16 protein-coding genes are annotated in these 21,951 nt (G+C 42.1%); 7 read left to right on the top strand and 9 right to left on the bottom strand.

Annotated elements, in window-relative coordinates:
• The first annotated feature begins 42 nt into the window (after positions 1–42).
• Positions 43–1,704: an energy-dependent translational throttle protein EttA gene (gene ettA / locus ACRCA4_RS04385; RefSeq protein ID WP_433184717.1), complete on the top strand. Its 1,662-nt coding sequence runs from the start codon at positions 43–45 to the stop codon at positions 1,702–1,704.
• A gap of 86 nt (positions 1,705–1,790) precedes the next feature.
• Here ettA and ACRCA4_RS04380 read toward each other — a convergent pair whose 3' ends face one another.
• Positions 1,791–1,943, bottom strand: a complete 153-nt coding sequence (locus ACRCA4_RS04380; RefSeq protein WP_433184714.1) for a hypothetical protein — start codon at positions 1,941–1,943, stop codon at positions 1,791–1,793.
• Between the two features lie 453 nt (positions 1,944–2,396).
• Here ACRCA4_RS04380 and ACRCA4_RS04375 point away from each other — a divergent pair, with 453 nt between their 5' ends.
• Positions 2,397–3,296 carry an alpha/beta fold hydrolase gene (locus tag ACRCA4_RS04375; RefSeq protein WP_433184711.1) on the top strand — a complete coding sequence of 300 codons (900 nt, stop codon included), beginning with the start codon at positions 2,397–2,399 and terminating at the stop codon, positions 3,294–3,296.
• Positions 3,297–3,401: 105 nt separating this feature from the next.
• Here ACRCA4_RS04375 and ACRCA4_RS04370 read toward each other — a convergent pair whose 3' ends face one another.
• Complete coding sequence (locus ACRCA4_RS04370; protein WP_433184708.1) at positions 3,402–4,598, bottom strand: aromatic amino acid transaminase; 1,197 nt, start codon at positions 4,596–4,598, stop codon at positions 3,402–3,404.
• A 41-nt stretch (positions 4,599–4,639) separates the two neighbouring features.
• Positions 4,640–5,395, bottom strand: coding sequence for a GAF domain-containing protein (locus ACRCA4_RS04365; protein WP_433184705.1), 756 nt, complete (start codon positions 5,393–5,395; stop codon positions 4,640–4,642).
• 158 nt (positions 5,396–5,553) lie between these two features.
• Between ACRCA4_RS04365 and ACRCA4_RS04360 the strand changes: the two genes are divergently transcribed.
• Complete coding sequence (locus ACRCA4_RS04360; protein WP_433184702.1) at positions 5,554–5,955, top strand: translation initiation factor; 402 nt, start codon at positions 5,554–5,556, stop codon at positions 5,953–5,955.
• 53 nt (positions 5,956–6,008) lie between these two features.
• Here the strand turns inward: ACRCA4_RS04360 and ACRCA4_RS04355 are convergent, their stop codons facing one another.
• The 4 genes from ACRCA4_RS04355 to ACRCA4_RS04340 all read right to left on the bottom strand — a co-directional run bounded on the left by ACRCA4_RS04355 (position 6,009) and on the right by ACRCA4_RS04340 (position 15,282).
• Complete coding sequence (locus ACRCA4_RS04355) at positions 6,009–7,688, bottom strand: M28 family metallopeptidase (protein WP_433184699.1); 1,680 nt, start codon at positions 7,686–7,688, stop codon at positions 6,009–6,011.
• A gap of 139 nt (positions 7,689–7,827) precedes the next feature.
• Positions 7,828–9,144 (bottom strand): amidohydrolase family protein, encoded by a 1,317-nt coding sequence (locus tag ACRCA4_RS04350; protein WP_433184696.1) that lies wholly within the window; start codon positions 9,142–9,144, stop codon positions 7,828–7,830.
• A gap of 11 nt (positions 9,145–9,155) precedes the next feature.
• Entirely contained in the window at positions 9,156–12,296 is a 3,141-nt protein-coding gene (locus ACRCA4_RS04345) for an amidohydrolase family protein (protein WP_433184693.1), read from the bottom strand.
• Between the two features lie 22 nt (positions 12,297–12,318).
• Positions 12,319–15,282: a bifunctional diguanylate cyclase/phosphodiesterase gene (locus tag ACRCA4_RS04340; RefSeq protein ID WP_433184690.1), complete on the bottom strand. Its 2,964-nt coding sequence runs from the start codon at positions 15,280–15,282 to the stop codon at positions 12,319–12,321.
• 107 nt (positions 15,283–15,389) lie between these two features.
• Here ACRCA4_RS04340 and ACRCA4_RS04335 point away from each other — a divergent pair, with 107 nt between their 5' ends.
• Positions 15,390–15,827 (top strand): c-type cytochrome, encoded by a 438-nt coding sequence (locus ACRCA4_RS04335; RefSeq protein ID WP_433184687.1) that lies wholly within the window; start codon positions 15,390–15,392, stop codon positions 15,825–15,827.
• Positions 15,828–15,900: 73 nt separating this feature from the next.
• Here the strand turns inward: ACRCA4_RS04335 and ACRCA4_RS04330 are convergent, their stop codons facing one another.
• Entirely contained in the window at positions 15,901–16,581 is a 681-nt protein-coding gene (locus ACRCA4_RS04330; RefSeq protein WP_433184684.1) for a cytochrome b/b6 domain-containing protein, read from the bottom strand.
• Positions 16,582–16,635: 54 nt separating this feature from the next.
• Here ACRCA4_RS04330 and ACRCA4_RS04325 point away from each other — a divergent pair, with 54 nt between their 5' ends.
• The 3 genes from ACRCA4_RS04325 to ACRCA4_RS04315 all read left to right on the top strand — a co-directional run bounded on the left by ACRCA4_RS04325 (position 16,636) and on the right by ACRCA4_RS04315 (position 21,244).
• Complete coding sequence (locus ACRCA4_RS04325) at positions 16,636–19,047, top strand: penicillin acylase family protein (RefSeq protein WP_433184682.1); 2,412 nt, start codon at positions 16,636–16,638, stop codon at positions 19,045–19,047.
• An 88-nt stretch (positions 19,048–19,135) separates the two neighbouring features.
• Positions 19,136–20,293, top strand: coding sequence for a chorismate mutase (locus ACRCA4_RS04320; RefSeq protein ID WP_433184679.1), 1,158 nt, complete (start codon positions 19,136–19,138; stop codon positions 20,291–20,293).
• A gap of 78 nt (positions 20,294–20,371) precedes the next feature.
• On the top strand, positions 20,372–21,244 hold the full coding sequence (locus tag ACRCA4_RS04315; protein WP_433184676.1) for a TIGR00730 family Rossman fold protein: 873 nt from the start codon (positions 20,372–20,374) through the stop codon (positions 21,242–21,244).
• Positions 21,245–21,302: 58 nt separating this feature from the next.
• Here ACRCA4_RS04315 and ACRCA4_RS04310 read toward each other — a convergent pair whose 3' ends face one another.
• Positions 21,303–21,887 (bottom strand): hypothetical protein, encoded by a 585-nt coding sequence (locus ACRCA4_RS04310; protein WP_433184673.1) that lies wholly within the window; start codon positions 21,885–21,887, stop codon positions 21,303–21,305.
• Positions 21,888–21,951 lie beyond the last annotated feature (64 nt).

Below are 21,951 nucleotides of genomic sequence, written 5' to 3'. Positions count from 1 at the left end.
CAATCACCCTCACCTATTGACTCTATTTAGAATAAATAAATCATGGCCCAATATATCTACTCCATGCATCGTGTCTCGAAGGTAGTTCCTCCTAAGCGCACGATTTTAAAAGACATTTCTTTATCCTTTTTTCCTGGCGCAAAAATTGGCGTCTTAGGTTTAAACGGAGCGGGTAAATCAACCTTATTACGGATCATGGCCGGGGTTGATACCGAATTTGAAGGTGAAGCAAGACCGCTTGCAGGCACCAAAATAGGCTATTTACCACAAGAGCCGCAATTAGATACCAAAAAAACAGTTCGTGAAATTGTGGAAGAAGCCGTAGCAGATGTTAAAGAAGCATTAAACCGCTTAGATCAAGTCTATGCCGCTTATGCTGAAGAAAACGCTGATTTTGATGCCTTAGCCAAAGAACAAGGCGAACTAGAAGCTCTAATTCAAGCCAAAGACGGCCATAACTTAGACAATACTCTTGAGCGCGCAGCCGATGCCCTTAGATTGCCAGCTTGGGATGCAAAAATTGAGCACTTATCCGGTGGTGAACGTCGTCGGGTTGCTATCTGTCGCCTGCTACTAGAGCGCCCAGATATGCTGTTGCTCGATGAGCCAACCAACCACTTAGATGCCGAATCTGTTGCCTGGTTAGAGCGTTTTTTACACGACTATCCTGGTACTGTTGTGGCCATAACCCATGACCGTTACTTCTTAGACAACGTTGCCGGCTGGATCCTAGAGCTAGACCGTGGCTACGGTATTCCTTGGGAAGGCAACTATTCTTCTTGGTTAGAGCAAAAAGATGCTCGCTTACAGCAAGAGGAAAAAACTGAAAATGCCCGTCAACGCTCTATCCAACAAGAATTAGAGTGGGTACGTACTAACCCTAAAGGCCGTCATGCTAAGAGTAAAGCTAGGATGGCAAGGTTTGAAGAGTTACAAAGCCAAGACTTCCAAAAGCGTAACGAAACTAACGAGCTATTTATACCACCAGGGCCACGCTTAGGTGATAAAGTGCTAGAAATCAGTAATCTGCGCAAATCATTTGGTGAACGCCTGCTTATTGATGATTTAAGCTTTAGCATTCCAAAAGGGGCTATCGTTGGTATTATCGGCCCTAACGGCGCAGGTAAATCTACTTTATTTAAAATGATCAGTGGCACAGAGCAACCAGATTCAGGTGAAATCGTCGTCGGTGAAACCGTTAATATTGCCAGTGTTGAACAGTTCCGCGATAGCATGAACCCAAAAAACACCGTATGGCAAGAGATCTCAGGTGGCCAAGATATTCTACAAATTGGCACCTATCAAATCCCAAGCCGTGCCTATGTTGGTCGCTTTAACTTTAAAGGTAATGATCAGCAGAAGTTTATTGGTGATTTATCAGGTGGTGAGCGCAACCGAGTGCATTTAGCCGCGCTATTAAAAGCTGGCGGCAATATGTTGTTACTCGATGAGCCAACCAACGACTTAGACGTCGAAACCTTACGTGCCTTAGAAAACGCCATACTAGACTTCCCAGGCTGTGCCATGGTTATCTCGCATGACCGTTGGTTCCTAGACCGTATCGCCACGCATATACTAGATTACCGCGATGAAGGTAAAGTTAACTTCTTTGAAGGTAACTATTCAGATTATGAAGCTTGGCTTAAAGCCACCTACGGCGCCGCAGCCTTAGAGCCGCATCGCATTAAGTATAAAAAGATTTAAGCTATAACAGCTAGCTTAACCAATAAAAAAGCCACACTAAATAGTGTGGCTTTTTACCGCATATACATCACTTATCTAAAAACGATTTATTTCGTATTCACCATCGAGCTTAATGATAACGCCTTACCTACTTGTCCTAAAAAGCGATTAATTTTACGCATTTGAATTTGGCGTGAAACCGCATTTGTTGCACCTAAATTTTGTACTGATTTATTGACTGTTGTGTTTAACGTTGACATGGCTACCTCGATAATAAAGTTAGGATAAAGTGTGCTGCAGTTAAGATGGCGCTATTATGCCTATTTTCTACTCACTAGACCAACGAGTTAAACTAGCCCTAATCCATTAGTTATTCTAATGCAACCTGTTAATAATCTGTTCAGATAGCGTTATTTTAGCTTATAATTCCCAAGCAAAAAATGCATACCAATCGCTTAATATGCATAAATTTAGGCTAAATATGCAAGCTAACATTATTAAAACCCAATGAAATCGCATAAATTGGTTTATAAATTACAGTAGCAAGTGAATTAATATTAATAAATATTTCTTATCCAAAATGGCAATACTTAAACTCAAAACAAGCCGAATTCAGCTGAGCTAACCTTATATAGAAATCGTTATTTTTGTTCCAGTCATTGTTCTGGTAAATTAGTTCTAATTACTTGTTGTTATAAGCTGATCTAGTAGATATGTCTTTAGCCCATTGTTTAACCTTTACCGTAAACCATTTGCAGCATGCAGCTTTAACTAACTGCTCAATATTAGCTGGCCATATTCAAGCTAAAACGCCAAGCCAGACAGCACCTATTTTATGTTTACACGGCTGGCTAGATAATGCGGCTAGTTTTATCCCGCTAGCCAAGGAATTAGCACAAATCCCCGAATTAGCCCACTCTGCACTGCTAGCATTTGAATTTGCCGGTCATGGCCATTCAGCTCATCGCAGCCCAGATAGTCACTATCATTTTGTCGATTGGGTAGACGATATAGCCAGCTTTTGCCAGCAACAAGGCTGGCAAAACCTAACCATTATCGGACATTCTATGGGCGGTATGGTAGCCAGTGCTCTAGCCGCCAGCTTTCCAGAATTGGTCAGTAAACTTATTTTAATTGATAGTCTAGGGCTCATTAGCGAAACCGCCGATAAAGCCGCAGATCAATTACGAATGGGAATTAGCTCGCGTCAACGCTATCGCAAGCCGCGAAAAATAAATTATCGTGATCTTGACCAAGCCACAGAGGCTCGCCAAGCACAAAGTGACTTCGATTATCACACTGCCCTTCTGCTAAGCCAGCGCGGCACTATAGCGCAAACATCTGGCATTAGCTGGCGCGCAGATATGCGATTACGCCATGTTTCACTTTATCGCTACACGCCAGAGCAAGTTCAGGCCATTATAAGTGCTATTAAATGCCCCGTCTTAGCCATAGTAGCTAGCGACAGTAAGTTTTATCAACATATGCAGCACCACACAGCGGCCTACAAACAGCTAAGCCTAGTTAGCCAACAAGGCGGCCATCACTGCCATATGACTCAGCCTAAGCAAGTTGCGGCGAGCATTAGAGAGTTTGTGAATGCTGAGTTATGAGTGGTGAGTGGTGAGTGTTGAGTGGTGAGTTTTGAGTGGTGAGTCTGAGTATAAAAAAACCGGCTTGTTACCCAGCCGGTTTTTTTAGTTTCAATTTTGCTTTAACTACACTTTTAATACACTTGCCACTGACGCGGCGAAGTAATCAATATTGCTGTGGTTTAAGCCCGCTATACTCACGCGGCTTGAATCGACCATATAAACACTGTAATCCGCTTTTAATGTCGCAATTTGTGCTTTGGTTAAGCCTAAGAAGCTAAACATACCGTGTTGACGCGTAATAAAACTAAAATCTTGCTTAACACCTTCTGCAGCTAACTTATCAATAATTAACTGACGATAGCTATTAATCCTATTACGCATCTCAGCTAGCTCTTGATGCCATAAAGCTGTTAATTCAGCACTATCTAAAATATGGCTTACCACAATGGCACCATGAGCTGGCGGCATAGAGTAAATACTGCGTACTACACTTAATAGGTTCACTTTGGCAATCTGAGTAGTCGCACTATTTTCAGTCATAATAGTAATAGCACCAATGCGATCACGATATAAACCAAAGTTTTTCGAACATGAACTACATAAAATAAGCTCAGGAACCGCATCGGCTAAATAACGTAACCCGGCGGCATCTTCATCTAAACCGGCACCGAAGCCTTGATACGCCATATCGACTAACGGCGTAAAGCCTCGCTCTTGCGCTATGGCTGTAAAACGCTGCCACTGAGCAAAAGTTAAATCCATACCACTTGGGTTATGGCAACAAGCATGAACTAATACCACATCACCCGCTGGAACTTTTGCTAAATCAGAAAACATGGCTTCTTCGTTTAAACCACGGGTTTCGTAATCGTAATAAGCATACTCTTTAACTTTTAAACCAGCAGACTCAAATAACGAAATATGGTTAGCCCAAGTTGGCGTTGTTACCCACACCGTTGCATTAGGGTTAGCGCGTTTAATAAACTCGGCAGCCACACGCAAAGCACCAGTACCACCTGGAGTATGAGCCGTAGTTAAGCGATCTGCTAATAACGCTTTATGGCTAACACCAAAGGCTAACTTTTCCATATGGGTATTAAAGTTAAGATCGCCGGCCATACCAATATAGGTTTTACTGTCTTCTTGCTTTAACCGTAATGCTTCTGCCTGTTTAACACAGCTTAAAACCGCTGTATGGCCTTGTTCATCTTTATATACGCCAACACCTAAGTCGACTTTATTTGGATTCGGATCTTCTTTATACGCCGCCATTAAGCCTAAAATAGGATCGGTGGCCACGCTTTTTAAATCAGCAAACATAATGTTCTACCTACGGTTAAATGTGATTAAAACAGCTGAAGTTAAGGCAAGTACTGTGGCACAGTTATACAAATAGCCACAAGTAACGCAATGGCGTCAGCAGTAAAAACGTTATTATTAAAATCTTCAGCATCAATAATGCCGACTATTTTGCCTGATTGGTCAAATAAGGGCAAACAGGCTTCAGCACTTACTTTTGGATCGCAAGTATAATATTCCCCACCAGCAGCAACGTAATCTGCAACATGGTTAATAATTTTCGCCCTACCCGTTAAACCAACAGTACTGTTATTACTGTATTTAGCAAATTGTTCATTTAACGGAAACTCCGCTCGCGACGGTCCACCATAATACGCTAATTTAACTAAAACTGCTTCTGCTTGTAAGTTTTCAACTGCCTGATAAATACCAAACCAATCAAAGCCCGTAGCTTGCTGATAGTAATTAGTAATAGCCTGTAACCGGCTTAAAGCAGTCGATGCGGTTGCCTCAGATAAAGCCGTGCCAACTCTTAGTGTCGCTTTTAAATCATAAGGCTCAGGTTGCATCACAGCGAAAATAGAGCAAGCTCCACCTTCACCTAACTGCGGCACCGGATACTGCCATTTTAGATTATCCACCTTATGTTCAACCAAAAATTGCTGTAATGCCAACTGATGTTTGCTGACCAAAGGCGTAATATCTGCCGTTAAATCAGGGTAATACTGGCCTAATCCGCTCAATTGTAAATACTGTTCAATGCCAATGCTGCCTTGTTTAATTGCACCTTGTAAAACCACATCGCTCATAATAGCCATCCAGATACCTATACGTTTTAACGCATTCTAGCAGAAGCAAATAAAAAACCAAACTAGTCCAGAAACTATTGCCCACTAACAACACAGTGTTTAAGCTAAGCATCTGTACATAAAAACGCACAGTTTTAGTAATTTTGTGCACTAAAATAGGACTAAAAATGTCGAGTAAAAAGCTTTCTCTGGCCGACTGGCAGGCCCAAAATGGTGCTAACACAACAACGACACCAGCAGCCACAGCAGACAGCCAGTTAGTTTACAGCACCGATGGCGGCACTGCTGGCAAAGAAAAGTCAGATAAAACTGCAGGCACAGCCTACCCTGATGGCATACTTAGGCTACGCCGAGAAAAAAAAGGCCGCGCAGGTAAAGCGGTATTAACCATTACCGGTATTGCAAAGTCACACGCTGAGCTTGTCGAATTAACAGCGAAACTTAAAAAGAAATGTGCTTGTGGTGGCGCAGTTAAAGACGGCGTTATTGAAATCCAAGCTGATAAACGCGAGTTACTTGAACAATTTCTGCAAGCTGAAGGCTTTAAAACAAAATGGGCAGGTGGTTAACCATTTGCAGTTAACCCCCATTTAGCCCTTAAATATAAATGAGATTTAAATTATTAGTTTGTCTTAGGTGCAAACAATTGATAGAAAAAACTTTGCTCTAACCAATAGGGTTTTTGCTCTGTATTAGCCACATCTAAGGCGATATTAAAATTAATATTGGCAAATACAGCGCCAGCATCGTAACGAATAGCGCCATATTCTTTAGTTAAACTAACAATATCGTCCGACGGTTTATGATAATGCTTAGCAAAAAAATCAGCCCATATTTTAGCGCCATCTAAATTGCTATCTTTAGATGTAAAACCGGTCATTAAAAATACCGCAGGTACGCCCTTTTTAACTAAAGTGTAGTGATCAGAGCGGGTAAATATCGCTTGCTCCGGCATAGGATCAGCACTTAGCGCTATGCCCTCTTTTGCCGCAGCGTTAGCCACAACCTGCCCCAACGAAGAGTGATTAGCACCAAAGGCAATCATATCAGCAAAAGGATATAATAATACTGGCATATCTAAGTTCACATTCGCCACTAACGACTCAAGCGGCCGGGTTGGAAACTGAGCAAAGTAATCTGCGCCTAATAAGCCCTTTTCTTCACCCGTTACAATGGCAAATAAAATAGACCGTTTAGGTGGGGTTTTCAGCTCGCTAAACATCCGCGCCGTTTCTAATAAAATGGCAACACCGGCAGCATTATCCATAGCGCCATTGTTAATTTTATCTTGGCTGCGAATATCGTTGCTTAAGCCAATATGATCAGCATGAGCCGTTATTACTACATACTCATTGGCCAGCTCTGGATCAGAGCCTGGCAATACCGCTAATACATTAGGGCTAATAATTGTTTCATGTTGCGACTGGCGCGATAAGGTCGCTGAAAAACCTAATTCAAAACCGGTAGGAATTTTATCTTCTGCTATAGTCTGAAAAATTTGCTCAAGTGATGTTGGACTTTTAGTAAATAACGCCTTTGCAGCATCATAATGCATATAAGCACTGGCTTTTAATTTACTGTAGCGCGCAGCTGGTTGGCCTGTACTATCTAACCAAGCCATACTAGGGGCGTTTAGGTATAACAAGCTAGTGGCGTAAGGGCGAACCTTTTCCCGCTCTGGCGTGTGTAGGGTAATAACACCTACAGCACCTCGCTCTGCGGCAATATCATTTTTTAAACTGGAAATATGAGCCGCTTCTTCACTTGGCAAATAAGCTGGGCGACCACTTAGCATAACAACAATTTTATTCTCTACATCTAAGCCGGCATAATCATCTAAACCAAACTCTTTAGACACTAAGCCATAACCAACAAAAACGAGCTCTGCCTGCACTTGTTGTTCGGTTTCGGTCATACTTGGCCCAGTAAAAAAAGCTTTGGGATAAGCAAAGTCTAGCTGTGTTTCTGCACCTGCTTGCTTATCATGCAAGGTAAAACTAGCGCTATTGGCAACTAAACGCGCCTTTCTTAGCGGCACCTGCTGAAAGTAACTATTATTATCACCTGCCGCTTCTAAGCCTAAGCGTTGTAATTGGCTAGCAACATAGTTTGCCGCAATAAGGTGGCCACGGCTGCCGGTATCCCGGCCTTCTAGTTCATCAGAAGCAATAAACTGCATATGGGCTTCTATGCTAGTCGCATTCGCCATATTAATATCCGCTGGTTTATCTTGGTTAAAAGGTTGGCTGCAACTGGCTAAGCTTGCTAAGGCGCAAAGGGCTATCACGAGGTTTTTATTCATTTATTTTCCTAAAAACAGCTTTTATTTACTTTAGAAAAAACAATGCCAGCAAATGCTGGCATTATGTGTATAACTGCAGATCATAATCTAAACTTGCGCTTAAAATTATAATCTAAGTTAATTCTACGCGAAGAATAACTTAATTCATCCGTTGTTTATACTTGTTATATAGCTGCTTATTGCGGTTATTTAGGTCTACTTCACGACCATCAATCCACATATGGCTGACTTTATGGCTAATATAATCAAAAATATCGCCCTCAGACACCACTAGACTTGCCGCCTTACCCACTTCAATACTGCCTAAAGTTGCTTCAGTACCCGCAATTTTAGCCGCATTTATTGTGACAGAGCGTAAAGCTTGCTCAGGCGTTAAACCATAGTTAATGGCCTGCCCAGCAGCAAAAACTAAGTTACGAGTATCCCAATAACCGTCTAGTGATAAAGCAAAGTTTACCCCGGCTTGCTGTAATACAGCCGGCGTTTTATACGCTTGGGCATATTGCTCATCAACACGGCTTGGTAAGCCAAAGGGGGCAGTATAAATAACCGAGACATTATTAGCCGCTAATTGATCAGCAATCTGCCAACTATCACGACCGCCCACTATGGTTAAAGACACATTATATTTTTTAGCAAGCAACATAGCCTGCTGCATTTGTCGTGCATCATGGGCATGAACAAATAACGGTAAGTCACCACTAAAAAAGGCTAACATAGCGTGCCAGCGCGAATCTTTACCGTAGTTTAAACCGGCTTGCTCCGCATCATAGTAAGCTTTCGCTTCAGCAAAATACTGTTGTAACTGTGCTAGCTGCTTCTGATTACTTTTACGTACTTCATCGGCAGGTTTAGGGTTCCAGCGTGATCCTATAGTATCGGCATTAGGCCAATTAACATGTAAGCCAGTATCGTCTTTTGTTATCGCATCTTGATAGTTCCAAGAATCTAGCTGCATTAAAGTAGACTGGCCCATTAACATTGAGCCATCTGGGTAGATCATGCTGTGAGTAAAGCCATTACTGCGAACCGTTGGTATCACTTCAGAGTCAGCGTTATAAGCCACTTTTGCTCTAATATCTGGGTTAGTGTTACTAACTTCACGGGTATCATTTGTAGCACGTACCGCTTCTATTTCAATTAAACCTAACTGGTTAGCTAAGGCAATAAGCCCCGGATAAAGATGCTTACCATCTAACGCCATAACATTGGCGCCAGCAGGCGCGGTTAAATCTTTACCAATAGCCGCAATTTTGCCTTGTTCAATTAATACATCAGTATCAACTTGAACACCATTGGCCACGGTATGTACCGTTAAGCCCGTTAATAAAATAGGTCCCTGTTGTGCCACACCTGGCACCATATCATGGCCTAATGCTGCTGCACTAAACCCTAAGCTTGCTACGCTGCTTGTTAAAGCAAGCGCAATACTTAAGCTAATAGAATGTAATTTCATGCTGTAGCTCCTTAATGCGAATGCTGAAGAAAATGAGCGAACTGACCTTCGGCTAACCAATCACCTTGATCATCACAATGCCATAAGGGTTCATCTTGCTTATAACCATTGCTATCACCTTTTTTCGCATCATCGCCACTTTGTAGTAATTTTTGCATTAAGGCCTGTTTTTCAGCAATCACTTGTTGTTGCATTTGCTTATCAGCTTCAATATCAAAGTATTTAGTACCCTCTATCCATGTTTGTTGCGCTTGGCTATAAACAGAAAGTGGGTTACCGCTCCATAGTACAAAGTCCGCTTGTTTGCCTTCAACAATAGAGCCGGTCACGTTATCAATTTTCAGCTGTTTAGCCGGATTAATAGTCACCATCTTTAAGGCTTCGTGCTGGTCCATATCACAGTACATAACAGACTTAGCCGCTTCTTGGTTTAAGCGACGCTGTAAACCGGCATCATCAGAGTTAATACTTACTAAAACACCTTGATCCGCCATTAAGCAGGCATTAGTTGGAATTGCATCTTGCACTTCCATCTTATAAGCCCACCAATCAGCAAAGGTTGAGCCACTTGCACCATGCGCCTGCATTTCTTTAGCCACTTTATAGCCTTCAAGAATATGAGTGAAAGTGGTGATTTTAAAGCCCATCTCTTCAGCCACACCCATTAGCATCAAAATTTCTGACGCCACATAAGAGTGAGCATGAATAAAGCGTTGTTTATTTAAAATCTCAACTAATACATCTAAGCGATAATCTTTACGTGGTGGCGCAACATCAGCGCGCTTGCGTTTAGATAGCTTATTATAAGCCGCCCAGTCTGCTTGATATTCTTTAGCTGCTTGAAAAGCATCACGCACTGTAGTTTCAACACCGGCACGCGTTTGTGGATAACGCTCGGTAAAGGCCTCACCCCAGTTTGACTGCTTAACGTTTTCACCTAAAGCAAATTTAATGCTACCTGGGGCATCTTTAAACTTAAGATTTTCTGCACTTTCGCCCCAACGGAATTGAACAATTTGCGCTTGGCCACCAATAGGGTTAGCACTGCCGTGTAATAACTGAGAGGTTGTAGTTCCCCCAGCTAAACCACGATAAATATTAATATCGTCAGCATTTAACACATCACCAATATGCACCTCAGACGTTACGGCATCTGTGCCTTCGTTCACGCCGCGCTCAATCGCTACATGTGAATGTTCATCAATTAAACCTGGGGTTAAATGTAAACCTTCACCTTCAATCACGCTATACCCGCGTGGAGTCGATAACGACTTGCCTATTTTATAGAATTTACCATCACGCACTAAAACATCGGTTTGCTCTAAAATGCCGGCTTTATCGGCAGTCCACACTGTCACATTTTTAATATGAACATTTTGCTGCTCGGCCAGCTGAGTCACACCAAAAGCACGATTTGGGAAAGTCACTTTAGATAACAGCGTCAAATCCGTGTTGGCTTTTTTACTCGGCTTGTCTGAGCTTTTAACTTCAGTGCGATTCGCACTAATATCTAGCTGAGTATTCGCTAAGTGCAATTTACCTGTTAGCTGGTCATCCAACACTTTACCGCTAAATTGCGCCACAAAGTTTTGCTCAGTTAATTGGCTTAAATTAACATTAAACTGCAACAAGTGTTGGGCAACACTCACATCAGTTAACGCTACTGCATCTTTATCATCTGCAGATACGGGCTTTAACGTGCCTTTTAATTTACCCGCATCACCACGTAAGCTTAACTGCATGGCTTTGCCATTAATGCTAAGGGCATAATCACCGGCCATGTCAACTTGTTGTAATGGCTTAAAGTTATGCTGCTGGCCACGAGTCCAAGTTGCTACAATTTCGCCATCGGCAAATAAATCACCGTTAGCTATAACTAAATCAGCTTGGTAGCCCTTAGCAATTTTACCTAGGCTTTGCGCTACACCCGTCATTTTTGCCGGCACAGTGGTTAATGCCGCTAACGCCGTCTCAGTAGTTAAACCATGCTTAACTGCCTTGCGTAAATTAGGCCAAAATTGCTTTTTATCTTTTAACTTATACGTTGTTAGCGCAAAAGGCACACCGGCTTTATCTAAGGCAGCGGCATTCGTTGGTGCCCGCTCCCAATGGCGTAAACTGGCTAAATCAACATCTGGTTGATCAGACACTTGTTTCACTTCAGGCGCAGCAGGGAAGTTAAGTGGTAAAATTAAGCTACGACCACTGTCTTTCACTTCATTTAAGCGCACATATTCATAACCCGAGCCAACCATTACCGCATTTTTAAGGGCAAACTCGTTTAATAACTTATCAGCGCGTAAAAAAGAGCGATCATCGGTAGTTTCAAATACAGCACCAAACTCATTTAAACCGCCTAATTGCTCTAGTGCGGCATTAAACTCAACCGGTTGGTTATAAAAACGGGTATCGCTTTTGCCATAAGCTTGTTGATACCAATTAGCATCGCTTAAGGTTTGGCGAATAAGGGCTATGCTTCCCATTAGTGACGAAGGATAGCTTTGCTTTGAGCTGCCTTTACTAAAAGACATAAACTGAGCGCCATCGGCTTTTAATACCAGTTCGTTAGCAATACCATCAGCTAATGAGCTAACAAAGGCTTGGCCGCGGAAAATACCATCAAACTGCGCTGATTGCACCGCAGTAAAACCTAGCTGACGTAGGCTATCTGCTGCTTTGCTATCTGGTTTAAATTGGTTAATCCAACGAATTTGAGCGCGAATAGCATCATTACTAGCATTACCACCAGAGCGTTCATTACTATAAACTGGCGCATCACGGTAACTGCCTCGGCTTGGTTTCGCCATTTCTGGCACACCATATTGGGTGTAAGGATCAATAAAGCCAGCATAAATATGGTATTGGCTAGCATCAATTTCTTGATAGCCTGTCGGTACCTTAACCTTAGTACCTACTGCTGAAATTTGACCATTTTCAATTAAAATAGTGGCATTTGTTAGCGTTTTACCAGGTTCAGTTACTACCGTGGCCCCTGTCAGGGCAACTAAATTAGGCGTTTTATGTTGAATACCTTGTAAAGGCGATGTTTGGTCAGCATAACTGCTTGTTACTGTAAAAGTCAGTAATGCAGCAGTCAGTAGTGACACAGGTGGCATCGACACTTTGGCTGTCGATAAACGAGCTCGAGTCATAACAGTTCCCTGAAATTAAATATTATTGTTTTATTGCAAAGTTTAAGCCGGCTAGTTCTTGCTCAGCCAAAGGCATACTAAAGTAATAACCTTGCACATGATGACAAGCATTATTTCTTAAAAACTCAACCTGACTGGCTGTTTCAACCCCTTCAGCCACCACTTGCAGTCCCATTTTTTGCGCCATGGCTACTACAGCGGCAACGATATTCATATCGTTTCGGCTTTCGGGTATATCACAAACAAATGAGCGATCAATTTTTAGCTCATCTACCGGAAAACGCTTTAAATAACTTAGCGATGAATAGCCTGTACCAAAGTCATCAATAGATAAAGAGACACCCAGCCGTTTCAACTGATTTAATTGGCTAATAGCCGCATCTGTGTCGCCCATCAGCATACTTTCGGTTATTTCGAACATTAAATACTTAGCATCAACGCCTGTCATTTGAATAATATGTGCTACAAGCGACGGTAAGTTATCATCTTTAAATTGTCTAACTGATAAATTAATCGCTAGGCTAACTGTATAACCTTGGCTATGTTGCCTTGCTAAAAAGCGGCAAGCCTCCCAGATAATCCATTCACCAATCTGAACTATTAATCCTGTGCTTTCAGCAACACCAATAAAGCGCACAGGTGGCACTAAGGTATTATCAGGCCTTAACCAGCGAATTAAAGCTTCATAACCAACAACCGTATTATCACGTATATCTATTTTGGGCTGGTAATACAGCATAAACTGATTATCTTTAATCGCTTCGCGTAACTGATTTTCAATCAATAAGCGCTCTTCAGCCGCTTCGTTTAAATCTGGACTAAAGAAATGAAAGGTATTTCTGCCCCGAGCTTTAGCTTCATACATGGCTAAATCAGCATGCTTTAGCAGTAACTCTTCATTGGCGGCATCTTCTGGTGCCATGGTAATACCAATACTGGCACTAATAGACACTTCGTGTTGACCTAGCATAACCGGCTGTGCAAAGGCTTTTTGTAAATTTCGTGCAATATCGGATGCTTGGTTACGATCATTTATCGCCGATAAAATCACCGCAAACTCATCACCGCCTAAACGCGCTATAGTATCTTCTGTGCGCAAACGCGTAGTTAACCTGCGCGCTATTTCTTTTAGTAATTCATCGCCCGCATCATGACCTAAAGTGTCATTAATGCGTTTAAATTCATCTAAATCAAAATACAATAAAGCAAAGCTATAATAACCACGTTGCGACATAGCAATGGCTTTGCGTAACTGCTCTTTAAAGTAACAGCGATTCGCCAAGCCCGTTAACACATCATAATAAGCTAAATGCTCCATCTTAAGCTGGCTTTGCTTAATAAATGAAATATCCTGCATCGCACAAACGTAGTGACTTAGCTCACCTGTTTCATTACGTATAGGCGCAATGGCTAAAGACATCCAACATTGTTTACCCGCAAACTTTAGCAACATATCGCCACGCCAATGCTGGCGTTCAGAAAGTGCATAGTGTATTTCATCGCTTAAATGACTCACCTCTTGGGCAAATAGCTCATTTAAGTTTAACTTTTTCTCTACTGCCGTTTGGCAGTCAAGTAACTTAATTAAAAATGGATTGATATACTCAATAGCCAATTCTGCATCAGTAATAACAATGCCAGAGCTTAAAAACGATACGGCTTTACTCAGTTTTCTGGCTGAGGTTTCTGCTAGCTCTTTTTCTACTATTTTGGCATTTAAGCCAGCAACTAAACCCGAGATCTCTCCCGACATATTCATAAAAGCACGGTTTAATCTGCCTATCTCATCGTTTTTAGTGTCCAGTTCAATAGGTGTGATTTCACCACGACTAAAGCTATAAACACCTTTAGATAACCGATTTAATCGTTTTAAAATCACCTTATAAAAGGTCACAAATATCAGCACTGAAACTAACAATGCCACCACAATAAACATACTAAGTAAGCGTAATCTAAAATCGGCTAGTCCCGACAATACATGGTCTTTTTCAATATGCATGGCTAAATACCAGTTAACAGGAGCAACCTCTGCGGCATAAATTAATTCACCACTGACCTCTTCAGATAATTTTTCTATAGCTTTAGGCTGTTGCGCTACCTGTTTAGCAAACTGAGATAACTTGGGTTCAGCTGCTTTAACCCCAGTAAATAAGGTATTCATTGGTAAATTTGTGCTGAATTTTTGCAACCGATCGCCTATAATTTGTCCTTTGCGATCAAACAAAAACACTTGGGCATATGCAGGCTTATTTTGTATGCTGGGTAAGTCATCTAAAATATTCTTCAAGAAAATATCGGTACCGGTTACGCCAATAAACTCATCCTCAATATAAACAGGAATAATTAAACTAATCACCCACTGGTTAAACATGCTATCGAAATACAGCTCTGTCCATTTGGGTAAACGTTGCGGATTCAATTCAGGCGTAGCAATTTGGTAAAAATAATCTTGGCTAAAGTCATGGCCTGCCTCTAGCTGCAAAACCCAATTAACGGGCGTACTGCGAATAAAGTTATCTTTTGATATAAAATAAAAGCTATCAAAATCTTGTAGCATTAAAGATGAAATTTGCTGCCATAATTGTGCAGTGTCTTGGTATAAACTAGCCGTACGGCGATTATAGTTTTTCTGCGCAATGTAGGCGGCAGAATAGTCATCCTGCTGACGAATGGAGCCATCGGCTTCAGCCTTTAAGCTTGGCCTAACTTCTCGCCGTGATTTTTGTAAAGTAGTAGTAATAATTTCATTTGCTACTTGGGCTTTTTGTTGCTTTTGCAACAAGCTAAAAGAGAGTTGAGAGGCAAAACCTAAAGATCGATATTTGATACTCGCTTGCTGCTGTTTAAGTAGCGCAAACTCTTGAAATTTTATCGCTAAAAAACCGACCACTAAACCGGCAAGCACAATAGAGAAAAACACTACTAGGGCAAATTTGCGACCTAACGAGTCTACTCCTTTTGATTGTATAACACTGTTCTCTGTCACTCGCTTAGCCTATAGGTTAATACTTATCCGGTAGTTGGCAAAACATCGCGTTCTGTTAAGATAATACCTATTTAGTATTATAAGCAAACAAAAAAGAGAGTCTAAATATGAGAAAGTCCTTAATTGCTGCCCTAGTTATTGCTGTTAGTTCGCCTGCAGTTATCGCCGCTAGTGTCTTTAGTGATGCTAAAGATAGCGTAGAATATCGCCAGGCCGCATTTCAGCTTATACGTCATAACATGGCAGATATTGGCGACATGGTCAAAGGTGATGTTAAATTTGAGCAAGAAAGAGTCATAAAAAGAGCCAACGCCTTAGCCACATTAACTACCTTACCTTGGGATGCTTTTACCGTAAAAGGCGGTAGCGCTAAAGCTGAAATTTGGGATAACCTAGCTGACTTTGAATCTCGCGCAGAAAAATTTAGCGCTGATGCGGCCGAACTGCAAACCGCCGCTTTAAAGGGTGACCAAGGCGATATTAGAAAAGCATTTGGTGCTTTCGCTCGCAACTGCAAAGCCTGTCATAATAAATATAAAGACTAAATAATATTTTATTACTAGCTAGTTACTGTAATTACTAGCTAGTAATTTTTATTAAAACAACAAAAATCTGCCCTTATAAATAGCCCACTAAGCTTTGTCCCTGCCAAAAATAGAAGCCCACTAGAAGCACCACCACTATTAGAAAAAACCAGCCACTGTGAACAAAGCCTGATACGGGTTCAGAACCAGCGTCATTTTTACTCAGCGTATCTTTACCGGTTATCATCACTGCAATCACATTATGTACCCGTAGGCTATGCCAAACAGCGGCTATTACATGCACCGCTATAGCCGCTAATAAAATAGTAATATTAATGCTATGAATGCTAGAAGCTAAATCTACCAGATCGCTTGAAAGATAAGCCACTAGAGGACCATCGCTTAAATAACTGTTATCAAAAGTCGCTAAGCCCGTAATCAGCTGCACTAGGGTTAAAATAATCAGCAATATAATCATATAAAATGAAGCAGGGTTATGGCCAAGCTTAGCTGTGGGTTTAAACAAGTAGCCTATGGCCTGTTTCGGGGAAGCGGCAAAGCTAGCAACACGGGCGTGCTTACTGCCAATAAAAGCCCAAATAATTCGGCTTATTACTAAAGCTAACAAGGTATAAGCCAATAATTGATGCTGGGCTATATAGCCTTCTTCACCGGTATACCAGAGGCCAGCAATTAGCAGCACTTGGCTCCAATGAAACACCCTAATAGCTAAATCCCATACTGGCACTTTTTTTACTACATTGTTTTGTGACATTAGAGCCTGTCTCCGTTATGCTTAAATTATTACTAATAATACAGATAATTAAATATGAAATGGTTTAAATGGATATTAAGTCTGATATTTATTTTATGCATTTTAATAGCAGCGGCAACCTATTCTGCTTTATACGTTAGCTTACCCGCCTATGACGACGAGCTTATTGCCGACGTTTCAGCAACAGTGCGTTTAGATCGTGATAATTTAGGCTACCTAAGCATACATGCCGCTAACCGCCAAGATGCGGCCTACGCCTTAGGCTTTAGCCATGGCCAAGAGCGCTTTTTTCAAATGGACTTAATGCGCCGCAATGCCGCCGGTGAACTAGCTGCCCTATTTGGCAGTCGAGCCATTAATGCCGACAAAAACCTGCGTAAGCACCGGTTTCGCTATCGTGCTGAACAAGCATTACAGCAACTAGATAACCAACAAGCTGCGCTGATACAGCGCTATACTGCTGGCGTTAATGCCGGATTACAACAACTTACACTAGCGCCATTTGAATACTGGCTACTTGGCCAAAAACCTGCAGCTTGGCAAGCATCAGACTCTTTTTTAGTCATGTACAGCATGTATTTAGACTTACAAGGCAAGCTAGGCCGCGATGAATATGCCATGGCCGTGCTAAAAAACAACCTTAGCCCAGACTGGTATCAGTTTTTACAACAACCCAGCCAGCATTGGCAAGCCGCCATAGACGCATCTATTACCAGTGCGGTTCATATGCCCACCACGCCTTACCCAGACGTTTTAAAGCAAACACTTAACAGCTGCAACCAATGCGATATTAAAGACGCAACCGATATTGGCAGCAATAACTTTGCCGTAGCAGGCAGTTTAACCAGCCACGGTAAGGCTATTTTGGCTAACGATATGCACCTAGGCCAACGCGTGCCTAATACTTGGTTTAAAGCTCAGCTTAATTGGCGCCAAAACAACCAGCTAATGCAAGTTACCGGCTTAACCCTGCCAGGCGCACCTGCTATTGTTGTCGGCTCTAATAATAAAATAGCCTGGGGCTTTACCAATAGCACCGGCGATTGGCACGACTTAATTAAATTAACCCTAAGCGATGATGGCAAACGCTACTTAAGCCAAAACGGCTGGCAGCCCATCAAGTATTATTACGAAACAATTCAAGTTGCAAAGGGCCAAGATCAAGCACTAGAGCTAGCAGAAACACACTGGGGCCCCATCGTCTATTTTCCCGCGCTTAATAACCACACAAGCAAAAATAGTCAAAACTCAAGTAATAACAACAGTAACAACCAGCAGCAAGCCTATGCCATACGCTGGGTAGGCCATGACAGCAAAGCGGTAAATATCAACTTAATTGCATTAGAAGGCCTAACAAGTGTCCAACAAGTTGTTAAGCTAGCGCCCACTATTGGCATCCCAGCACAAAACCTAGTTGTTGCCGACGCTACAGGTCAAATTGCTTGGACTATCGCAGGCGCCATTCCCAAACGCAGCCCCAACTTCGACTGGGACACGCCACAAGACTGGAGCCAACAGCCAGATTATTGGCAAGGCTATATCGATAATGCCAACCAACCCGCTATCGTAAACCCCAGCATAAAACGTTTATGGACAGCCAATGCCCGCACCGTAGGCAATGATCACTACAGCAAGCTTGGCAATGGCGGTTACGACCTCGGAGCCAGAGGACAGCAGATCCGTAATCAATTACTGGCACAAGACAACTTTAGCGAAGCCGATTTACATGCAATACAACTCGATAATAAAGCCATAATGCTCGCCCGCTGGCAGCAACTTTTACTGCACTATTTAACCCCAGAATTTATTGCCCAGCACCAGTTACAGCAATATAAAGAACAGGTAAAAAACAATGCCGAACGAGCCAGCGTTGACGCCATAGGCTACACCTTAGTCAAACAGTTTCGCCAGCACCTAATCGAAACACAATTTGCCCCGCTGTCAGCTTTACTAGAGCAACAAGGCGCAATCAGCAAAGACTTAAAATACTCACTAGAGCCCGCCATCTGGCAAATGCTACAACAACAAAGACCAGATACCCTAGTTGCCCCCTACAACGACTGGCCGCACCTAATACAAAGCGCCATTTTAAGTAGCAAGCAACAACTAGAACAACAATATGGCAGCTTAGAAAAAAGCCGCTGGGGACATGTAAATAAAGCCAAAATTCAGCATCCACTCGCCTCAGCAGTACCTTACTTCGGCCAATGGCTAAACATGCCAAACACCGAGCTTAATGGCGACAGCCACATGCCACGGGTACAAGGCAGAACCTTTGGCCAATCGCAACGACTCGTTGTCGCACCAGGCCAAGAACACCTAGGCATCCTCACCATGCCAACAGGCCAATCAGGCCACCCGTTATCACCATTCTACCGAGCAGACCACACCTACTGGCTAAACGGTGTCACCCTGCCCTTTTTACCCAAAGAGAAAAAGCACCAACTCCTACTCACCCCCAACTAAAATGGGGTCGGTGCACATTAATAAAATGTTTAATAAAAATATCACTAAAACAGCAGTATAGTAGTTAGATTATTAAAGAGAACCAAACATGCAATTAGAGCAAATTCGTAGCGAAATTAGCCAAACCGATCAGCAGCTATTAGCCTTACTCGCCAAGCGTCGCCAACTTGTCCTTAATGTCGCAAATGCGAAGCAGGCACAAAACAAACCTATTCGCGATCAAAAGCGCGAGCAAGCGTTGTTATTAGCCCTAATCGAACATGGCAAAACCCTCAATCTCGACGCCCAATATGTAACCCGGCTTTACCAGCTGATTATTGAAGACTCAGTACTACAGCAACAAGCCAAAATTCAAGGTCAGCTCAATAATCTTGATCACAATATTATTCGAGTTGCTTTTCTTGGTGGCCAAGGCTCATATAGTTACTGGGCAGCACAGAAATATTTTACCCGTCGGGCAGCGCAACTTATCGAACTAGGTTACGATAGCTTTCACGATATCGTGCACAGCGTAGAAACTGGCCATGCCGACTATGCAATATTGCCAATTGAAAACACCTCTTCAGGCTCAATTAACGAAGTCTATGATCTACTGCAGCACACGCAATTATCCATTGTTGGCGAGTTAACTCACCCAATCGCCCATTGTTTATTAGGCTTAGCCAATACAGACTTAACTAAAATTCGCCAAGTTTGTGCCCACCTACAAGTTATTGCCCAGTGCAGCAAGTTTTTACAAGGCCTAGCTAATGTAAAAATAGACTACTGCGATAGCTCATCAGATGCATTTAGCAAAGTAAAACAACTGCAAGATCCCAGCATCGTCGCCATCGGTGGTGAAGCTGGCGGTGAACTTTACGGCTTACAAGTATTAACTCGCGACTTAGCCAACCAAAAAGACAACGTTAGCCGCTTTATTGTCGCAGCGCGTAAATCGGTGCAAGTAGCTAAAGCCATACCCGCTAAAACCACTTTTATCATGTACACTGGCCAACAACCAGGCGCACTAGTAGACGCTTTATTAGTGTTAAAACAACATGGTATCAGCATGGCGAAATTAGAATCACGGCCCATTAACGGCAACCCCTGGGAAGAAATGTTTTACGTCGACGTCTTTGCCAACTTAAACGATTACGCCATGACCCGTGCTTTAGAAGAATTAAATAAAATTACGCGTTTTATTAAAGTATTAGGTTGCTATGCCAGCGAAGATATCGAGCCTACACTGGTTAATAATCCCAGCTAATCAGAAACTAGACAGCTTAAACAAAACTTGAACAAATTGAGTAACATCAACTCAGATTTTAGTAATTAAGAGGACATAATGACTGATCAAGAAAAGCTATATGGCCGACATTTAACCTCAGCCCAGCAGTCAATCGACACCATAAATAACTTAGAAAATTCAAGCGCCTACCGCTTAGCCTTTGCCGATAACGACTTTTTAACCCAAGACAACCTAAGACACATTCGGCTACAGTTAGAATATTTAAAGCCCCAGCAAGTATTAGAGGAACACAATATCAATGCCACCATTGTCGTCTTCGGTAGCGCTCGTTTCCTATCGCCAGAACAAGCAGAATTGTTATTAAAAAATGCCCAACAAGCCTTAGCTGAAGAAAACAATAGCCAAAATCAGCAAGCCGTTAAATATGCGCAAGCACAAGTAAAACGCAGTAAATACTATAGCGCAGCCCAGCAATTCTCATATTTAGTAACCGACCATAACTGTAAAAACCATGACTGCGCCCTAACCATCATCAGCGGCGGCGGCCCCGGCATAATGGAAGCGGCCAATCGTGGCGCCATGGAAGCCGGCGGCGAAAGTATCGGGTTGAATATAGTACTACCGCGTGAACAACAACCTAACCAATACATAACGCCTAAGTTCTGCTTTCAATTTCATTACTTTGCCATTCGTAAAATGCACTTTTTACAACGGGCGCGAGCACTGGTCGCCTTCCCCGGTGGCTTTGGCACACTAGATGAACTCTTTGAAACCTTAGCGTTAATTCAAACCAAAAAGTCTAAGCGTGTGCCTATCATCTTATTTAACAAGACATTTTGGCAAAGTCTAATTAACTTTGATTTATTAGTAGAGGAAGGCGTTATAAACGCAGAAGATCTGGATCTGATCCAGTATGCAGATACACCAGAAGATGCATGGCAGTTGATCAAAGAACACTACAATCTATAAATAGATTGTAGTGTTCAACTATAGTCGTAAAGTTGCAAAAAGAAATATCAAAAGCAATTTATAATTTTTTCAAATCAAAGCTATTTGCTAATGATAAAATTGTACTCTGCACCGCTTTGTCTCCGCTTAATGAGATCATAGCGCCGGCAGGCGTAACAAATTGAACTTCAACTTCATCATTTTCAATTTTTTGTACAGCTTGAATACCTTGTATTTTGATAATTTTTCCACCGGACATCGCTATCATTGAAGGGTTGCTTAACATCATAGAAAAGGCTTGCAGCATTGGAGAGTCCATCATTAATTGGATCTCAATGCTGTGTGCGTCATTGCGATAAGTTCTTGTCGCCGTAATACCACCACCAAACATTGCGGCTCCTGCCACTTCACTTTCTGCTTCATCGGCTTGCCATCCAGATGGCGCCTTTGGAAATGCTTTTTTTACCTGCTCGCCTTTTTCTTGTCTAATAAGTGTACTTGCATAATCAAGCTGTGCTGCTGCTTGTGATAGTTCTCCCGCTTTATAATGTTTCGTTGCAGTTGCGATTGCATCATCAATATCTGTAGCTAACACCGTAAAACTAACACTTGCACCAAAAAAACTTATTAATAAACTTTTTGATAATTTAGCGAAAACTTTCATTTTATCATCCTTTGATTAACAAACAGACCATATTATAACCAGTTGGTACAATTCAGAACAATAA

Source organism: Rheinheimera sp. WS51, from assembly GCF_050936095.1.
Taxonomy (GTDB): Bacteria; Pseudomonadota; Gammaproteobacteria; order Enterobacterales; family Alteromonadaceae; genus Alishewanella.
This window is presented reverse-complemented; position numbering and strand designations above follow the sequence as displayed.